The sequence below is a fragment of the Paracraurococcus lichenis genome (assembly GCF_030657435.1).
GTDB classification, from domain to species: domain Bacteria; phylum Pseudomonadota; class Alphaproteobacteria; order Acetobacterales; family Acetobacteraceae; genus Paracraurococcus; species Paracraurococcus lichenis.
In genome coordinates, this window is sequence record NZ_JAUTWS010000159.1 from 1 (window position 1) to 6,651 (window position 6,651).

8 protein-coding genes are annotated in these 6,651 nt (G+C 69.2%); 6 read left to right on the forward strand and 2 right to left on the reverse strand.

The window, feature by feature from the left end; genetic code table 11:
• The coding region (locus Q7A36_RS37540; RefSeq protein ID WP_305108327.1) for a recombinase family protein at window positions 1-163 on the reverse strand (163 nt) is incomplete at its 3' end.
• 479 nt (window positions 164-642) lie between these two features.
• Window positions 643-969 (reverse strand): hypothetical protein, encoded by a 327-nt coding sequence (locus Q7A36_RS37545; protein WP_305108908.1) that lies wholly within the window; start codon window positions 967-969, stop codon window positions 643-645.
• A gap of 199 nt (window positions 970-1,168) precedes the next feature.
• Between Q7A36_RS37545 and Q7A36_RS37550 the strand changes: the two genes are divergently transcribed.
• The 6 genes from Q7A36_RS37550 (at window position 1,169) to Q7A36_RS37575 (ending at window position 6,620) form a co-directional block, all read left to right on the forward strand.
• Window positions 1,169-1,861 (forward strand): hypothetical protein, encoded by a 693-nt coding sequence (locus Q7A36_RS37550; RefSeq protein WP_305108909.1) that lies wholly within the window; start codon window positions 1,169-1,171, stop codon window positions 1,859-1,861.
• A gap of 302 nt (window positions 1,862-2,163) precedes the next feature.
• Complete coding sequence (locus Q7A36_RS37555; protein ID WP_305108910.1) at window positions 2,164-2,376, forward strand: type II toxin-antitoxin system ParD family antitoxin; 213 nt, start codon at window positions 2,164-2,166, stop codon at window positions 2,374-2,376.
• Window positions 2,377-2,384: 8 nt separating this feature from the next.
• Window positions 2,385-3,152, forward strand: a complete 768-nt coding sequence (locus tag Q7A36_RS37560; protein WP_305108911.1) for an ATPase domain-containing protein — start codon at window positions 2,385-2,387, stop codon at window positions 3,150-3,152.
• Window positions 3,153-3,190: 38 nt separating this feature from the next.
• The gene (locus Q7A36_RS37565) at window positions 3,191-4,411 is read left to right on the forward strand and encodes an ISAzo13 family transposase (protein ID WP_305108912.1); all 1,221 of its coding nucleotides are present in this window, start codon (window positions 3,191-3,193) and stop codon (window positions 4,409-4,411) included.
• 24 nt (window positions 4,412-4,435) lie between these two features.
• Complete coding sequence (locus Q7A36_RS37570) at window positions 4,436-5,227, forward strand: ATPase domain-containing protein (protein WP_305108913.1); 792 nt, start codon at window positions 4,436-4,438, stop codon at window positions 5,225-5,227.
• Window positions 5,220-6,620, forward strand: coding sequence for an ATP-binding protein (locus tag Q7A36_RS37575; protein ID WP_305108914.1), 1,401 nt, complete (start codon window positions 5,220-5,222; stop codon window positions 6,618-6,620). The genes Q7A36_RS37570 and Q7A36_RS37575 overlap by 8 nt, the downstream gene beginning before the upstream one ends.
• Window positions 6,621-6,651: the final 31 nt, after the last annotated feature.

A 6,651-nucleotide genomic window follows, 5' to 3' on the forward strand; every position in this document is an offset into this window, starting at 1 on the left:
ACCGCAGCCGGGCCAGGGTGCGGGCGAGCACGGGCCGGTCGCGGTCGCCGCCCGAGGCGTGCTCCTCGGCCACATCGCGGCAGCCGGCGGCGCGCAGCTCGTCGAGCTGGCGTCGCGTCGCCTGGTCCTCGGTGCTGACGCGCGCATAGCCGACCAGCGCCATGCCGGGGCTCCCTTGTCCTGCTGCGCCCCGGCCTGCGGCGGTGAGGGTGAGGGTGGATCTCACGATTGAGGATCAACGCGGCCGAGGAAACCGCCTGTCCCGGGCTTTGTCAAATATAGGAAGTCGCGTTCATTCGACCCTTTGCAGGCGCATCAAGAGCCCGCGCCAGCCGCCGGCGGCCGTCCCAGGCCGCCTGCCGGGCGGCCCCGGGCACCCCGGCAGGCCGAGGCGCAAGCCCCTGTCGGAGCGGCATTCTGCCGCGTGCAGGGTGGAATTCCGGGGCCCCCGCGACCGGCATTCGGGAGCCGGCGCAACGTGCTTCCGGGCCTGTTGGCGGCCGCGATGGCATGCCGGGGGCCTCGACACGACCACAACGCCGTGCGGGAACCACCCAGGCTGCCTCCTGGTCCGAAAATAAGCGAGAGTTTGAAGTGAAATGCCGAATAGAGTAAATCAATCCGATTCCGAGGGGAGGGAGCTCACAGGTGTCGCTGGCATCGAGCAGGCGGGCTGACACGCCCCCGCATCTCGGGGACCCGGCCCTGCTGGCGGCCCTTGCCCTGGCCAGCGCAGCGGTCGCGCGGCTCGACGCCGCCACCGCCCTGCATCCGCTGCTGCCGGCCCTGCTGCACCGGACCCGCCTCGATGCGGCCCGGCGCCAGGCCGCGGCGGATGGCCATCTGATCGACCCCTGGCACCTCGCCGCCGCGCTGGAAGGCCTGCCGCTGCGGGCCATGCGGGACAGCGAGCGGATCATGGATGCGGGGGCAATCCAGGACGCCGCCCGCCTCGCCCTCGACTACCACGGCTGGCTCGCGGCCCCCGACGAGGACGCGGAGGCGGCGGTGTGGGCGGCCCTGGCCGCGCTCGAAGGGAAGGGCCCCTATAGCGTCCCGTTGCTCGATGCCGCCTGGGGCGCCTGGCGCTGGCTCGAGCGCGGCGGGACACGCCCGCCGTTGCGTGCCGCGCTGGTGCGGCGCTGGGGCGCGGTGGGGCGCGGTGGGCGTGCTCCGCACCCCGCTGCCGCTCACCGGGGCGGCCGCGCTCGGGCCCGACCAACCCTGGGGACCACCGCTCTGGATCCCGGCATTCCTGCGGGCGGTCGCCGCCGAGGCGGGGACGGCGCTCGACCTGCTCATCGAGATGGAGCGGCGCTGGCTCGCCGCGCGGGCGGCGGTGGCCACCGGGCGGCGCAGCACCTCGCGCGCGCCCGCGGCGGTGGACCTGCTCGCGGCCGTCCCGCTGGTCTCGGCCACGACCTTGGCCGCCGCGCTGGGGATGTCGGTGAAAGCGGCCTGCGCCATCCTCGACGAGCTTGTCCGGCTGGAGGTCGCGGTCGAGGTGACGCACCGCCACAGCCGCCGCCTGTTCGGCCTCGCCGGCCTTGCGCCGCTGCGGCAGGCGGCGGCACCGCCGCGCCGGCCGCTCCCCGGGCGAGGGAGGGGGCGGCCGCGCGAGGTGCCGGCCGCGCTGGAGGTGCCGCCCGAGGTCGTGACGCCGGCGCCGCCGCCGCGCCCCGGGCCGCTCGAGCGGCGGGCCTTCGACTACGGCGACCTGGAGGCGGCGATGCAGGCGGTGGACGCGGCGATCCGCAAGACACGGGCCGGGCTCGCGCGCCTGGCCGGGAGCGGACCGGCCGATGCCGACGGTGCGGGGGGAGGCGGCCCAGCCTGTCCCACCGACAGGTCACCGCGATAAGCGCGGCCAAGTAAACCAGATGCCTGGGCGTCGAAGCGCCTGGGCATCAAGGCACCTGGATGCCTGAACGCCTGGGTGTCTGACATCCGCAGCCGTTCTCCTAAGAGGCGGCTGCCACAACTATCTCTGGTTGGGGTGCATTCCCTGACCGAGGCGGAACCGCTGAGATGGGCGGGGAGCGGCTGTAGATGGTTGACGCCCGGATGTCCGCCTACCACCAGCGGGCGCTTCACTCCCCATTAGCGCCACCGGAATTGGCTAGCAATCTTTGACAGCACCCTGCCAGCAGCCGATGCTGCCCTATGTCCAGCACCCCGACCCGTAATTTCTCGCTCACCCCGGAGCTTGACCGGTACATCCGGGAGCAAGTCACGTCCGGCCATTACTCCAGCGCCAGCGAGGTGGTCCGGGCGGGGCTGCGGCTGCTGATTGAGCGCGACCACGCTGTGCCGCCTTCCCCGCCACGATCTCATGGCAGCGCCGAACCGAGGCACTCCTTCGATAGCGCCAAGTAGGAGGCCAAATGTCTGCCTCTCCGACGACTTCGGCGGCCCAGCCGCCTGCCAAGATTTCCACCGGCATCGCCGGGCTGGACGATATCCTTGACGGTGGCCTGGCGCCCAACCGGCTCTACCTAGTCGAGCGCATGCCGGGTTCCGGCAAGACCACCCTGGCCCTGCAGTTCCTGTCGGCCGGGCGGTCAGCGGGCGAGCGGTGCCTCTATGTCACGCTGTCGGAAACCCGGGAAGAGTTGGAGGTCGTGGTCGCCTCCCACGGGCTGACGCTGGACGGCATCGACGTGTTCGAGCTCGCCTCGGCCGAAAGCGTCTTCAGCGCCGGTCGCGAGATGACGCTACTGCACCCCTGGGAGGTGGAGCTCGGCGAGACGGTCAAGTTGATCACCGACGAGATCGAGCGATTCAACCTGAGCCGGGTCGTGTTCGACAGCCTGTCCGAGATGCGCCTGCTGGCGCAGGACCCACTGCGCTACCGTCGGCAGATCCTGGCGCTCAAGCAGTTCTTTGCCGGGCGCAAAGCGACGGTGCTGCTGCTCGACGACCTCACCGGAGGCAACGGGCAGCAGGACTTGCAGCTGCACAGCATTTCGCACAGGGTGATCACCCTGGAGCGGCTAACACTGGACTTCGGCACGGCCCGACGGCGCATGCAGGTGCAGAAGATGCGCGGATCTGACTTCCGCGCAGGCTACCACGACCTGGCGATCCGCCGCGGTGGGCTAAGGGCCTGTCCGCCGATAACTGAATCGGCTTGCGGCTGGAGCGACGCGTAGGGATTCTCCTCGCGGTGGTGGCGCCGTAGCATTCGTGGATGATTGATGTTGATGCGATCCGGGCGCGCTTCCTGGAGCTGTCAGGGCATCTGGACGAACGAGGGCGTCGGCTGTTGGCGGCATCGGAGGCGCGCGCTGCGGGCTATGGCGGGATTGCGGCGGTGTCGCGCGCGACAGGGCTTGCGGCGAGTACGATTGGCCGTGGCGTGAAGGACCTGTGTGAGGAGTTGCCGCCGGGCCGGGTGCGCCGGGAAGGCGGTGGCGGCAAGTCGGCGGTGACCCGCGACCCTGGGCTGCTGCCCGCGATGCTATCGCTGGTAGAACCCGAGGCTCGGGGCGACCCGATGTCGCCCTTGCGTTGGACCTGCAAGAGCCTGCGGCGGCTGGCGACGGAGCTGACGGAGCGTGGCCATCGGGTCAGCCGCACGGTGGTGGGCGAACTGCTGGCGCAGGAGAAGTTCAGCCTGCAGGCCAACTGCAAAACGCGCGAAGGCAGCGAACATCCCGACCGGGATGCGCAGTTCGCCCACATCAATGCCAGCGTGGCGGCGGCGCTGACCGAGCGTCAGCCGGTGATCTCGGTCGACACCAAGAAGAAAGAGCTGGTCGGCGATTTCAAGAACGCAGGCCGCGAGTGGCGGCCGCAGGCTGACCCGCAGGAGGTGCGGGTGCACGACTTCCTGCAGCCTGAACTCGGCCGCGCGGTGCCCTACGGCCTCTACGACCTGGCGGCCAATGCAGGCTGGGTCAGTGTCGGGATGAACCACGACACGGCCGCTTTTGCGGTGCAGACCATCCGCCGCTGGTGGCACGACCTTGGCCAGATCCGCTATCCCGCCGCCGAGCGTCTGGTGATCACCGCCGACGGCGGCGGCAGCAACGGCTGGCGCCTGCGACTGTGGAAGACCGAGCTGCAAAGCCTGGCTGACGAGATCGGGCTTGGCATCGAGGTGCACCACCTGCCACCCGGCACCAGCAAATGGAATGCGATCGAGCACCGCCTCTTCTCGTTCATCAGCATGAACTGGCGGGCCAGGCCGCTGGTCAGCTACCGCGTCATCGTTGACCTGATCAGCGCCACCACCACGCGCACCGGCCTGACTGTGCATTGCGAGCTCGACGAGAGCCACTATCCCAAGGGCATCGTCGTCTCCGACGAGCAGATCGCCTCTCTCAACATCACCCGCCACGACTTCCACGGTGAATGGAACTACACCATCCACCCTCGAAACACCTCAGATAGAGCGGTTATCTCCTGACAGGCCCTAAAGGTGTTCCCCCGTTTGGTCGCCGCCGAACACCACCGGCCCTTCATCGCCGACCCGATGCCGAGCGGCGTGCCCGAGTTGGACACCTTGCTCGGCGGCGGGCCGCTGCGTGGCACCTGCACCCTGATCACCGGCCCGGCGGGCACGGGCAAGACCACGTTAGCGCTGCAATACGCGGCGGCCGCCTGTGCCCGCGGCGAGCGTGCGGCGGTCTACCAGTTCGACGAGCGGGTTGGCACGCTGCTGACCCGAGCCGCCAAGCAGGGCCTGGAACTGCAGAAGTGCATCGATGACGGCGACCTGCTGCTGCGGCAGCTTGATCCGGCCGAGACTTCGCCCGGCGAGTTCACGGCGATGATCCGGGACGAGGTCGAACGCAAAAACCTGCGGCTGGTCGTGATCGACTCACTGAGCGGCTACCAAGCCGCCATGCCGCAGGAAAAGGAGCTCATCCTGCAGCTGCATGAGCTGCTGTCCTTTTTGAGCCAGCAAGGTGTGGCGACGCTGCTGCTCAACGTCCAGCCAGGGCTGGTCGGCAGTGCGGATGCCAACCTCGCTGTCAGCTACGTCGCTGATGCCGTGCTGCTGCTGCGCTTCTTCGAGGCCGAGGGGCAGGTGCGCAAAGCGATCTCGGTGCTGAAGAACCGCGGCGGCGAGCACGAGAACACCATTCGCGAGTTTCGCATCGACCACAGCGGCATCCGCATCGGCGAGCCGCTGACCCACTTCCACGGCGTGCTGACCGGCACCCCGACCTACACCGGTACGGCCGGGCCGCTGCTGCAAGAACGTCCGCCCGGTGCCTGACCGCCTCGGGGCACCACCTGCCGGACCTGTACTGATCCTGACCCCGACCGGGCGGGATGCCGAGGGCGCTGCCGCCCTGCTGTCGGCGGAAGGCATCGAGAGCCGCATTTACCGGACGCTCGCCGAGCTGCGGGCGGCGCTGGACGACGCGGCAGGCGCGGTGCTGCTGGCCGACGAGGCGCTGTTCCGGGCCGACCTGGACGCCTTGGCGGAGCGCCTCGCGGCGCAGCCGCCCTGGTCGGATCTACCTTTCATCGTCTTGATCCAGGCGGGCATCGCCGCCCGGCGACAGATGGCCGAGCTGAACCTTCCGGGCAAACTTGGGAACGTGATGTTCCTGGAGCGGCCGCTGAGTGCCCTCAGCCTGGTCAGCGCCGTGCGTTCGGCGCTGCGGGCCCGGCAGCGGCAGCGACAGGGGCGCGACTATTTGGCAGAACAGGTGGGGGCCGCCGAGCGGCAGGCGGCTCTGCTGGAAGCGCGGGTTCGGGAGCGCACCGCCGCATTGGAAGAAACAGAGCGAGAGCGGCAGAAGATTGCGGCGGCGCTTGCGCAGGCGCAGAAGATGGAGGCGGTCGGCCAGCTGACCGGCGGGCTGGCACACGACTTCAACAACATGCTCACCGGTATCGTGGGAAGCCTCGAACTCTTGCAGACCCGCCTGGCCCAGGGGCGGATTGAGCAGTTCGGCCGCTACATCGGCATGGTCCAGCAGGGCGCCCGGCGGGCGGCGGCACTCACCCAACGCCTGCTTGCCTTCTCGCGACGGCAGACGCTCGACCCGAAGCCGACCAGCCTGAACACGCTGGTCACAGGCATGACGGAGCTGATCCGCAGCACGGTCGGCCCCGGGATCGCCATCGAGACCGTGTTGCGGGAGGAGCTCTGGCTCACCCTGTGCGACCCGCACCAGCTCGAGAACGCGCTGCTCAACCTGTGCATCAATGCCCGGGACGCCATGCCGGAGGGTGGGCAGCTGACGATCGAGACGGAGAACACGCGTCTCACCCCGGTACAGGCGGCAGCCCTGCCCGAGGCGAGGCCGGGCGAATACGCCGTCATGTGCGTTACCGACACCGGTTGTGCCATGCCGCCAGAGGTCATCGCCCGCGTCTTCGACCCGTTCTTTACCACCAAGCCGCTCGGGCAGGGCACCGGGCTCGGCTTGTCCATGATCTACGGCTTCGTGCAACAATCCGGCGGACACGTGCAGATCAGCAGTGTGGTGCACGGATCAGCGGTGTGGACGCACGTAGCCCTACCCGCATTCGGGGTTATGCAACGCGGACATACTTCGGACATCCAAGCTCAAGCATACGGTTCAGCACATTGGCAGCGATGGCGACCTCGGTGGCCTGACGCCCGTCTGTTTGCGATCGGAGTCCGTCACCGATGACGCGCTTCCAACGCGAGATGTCAGCCTCGAT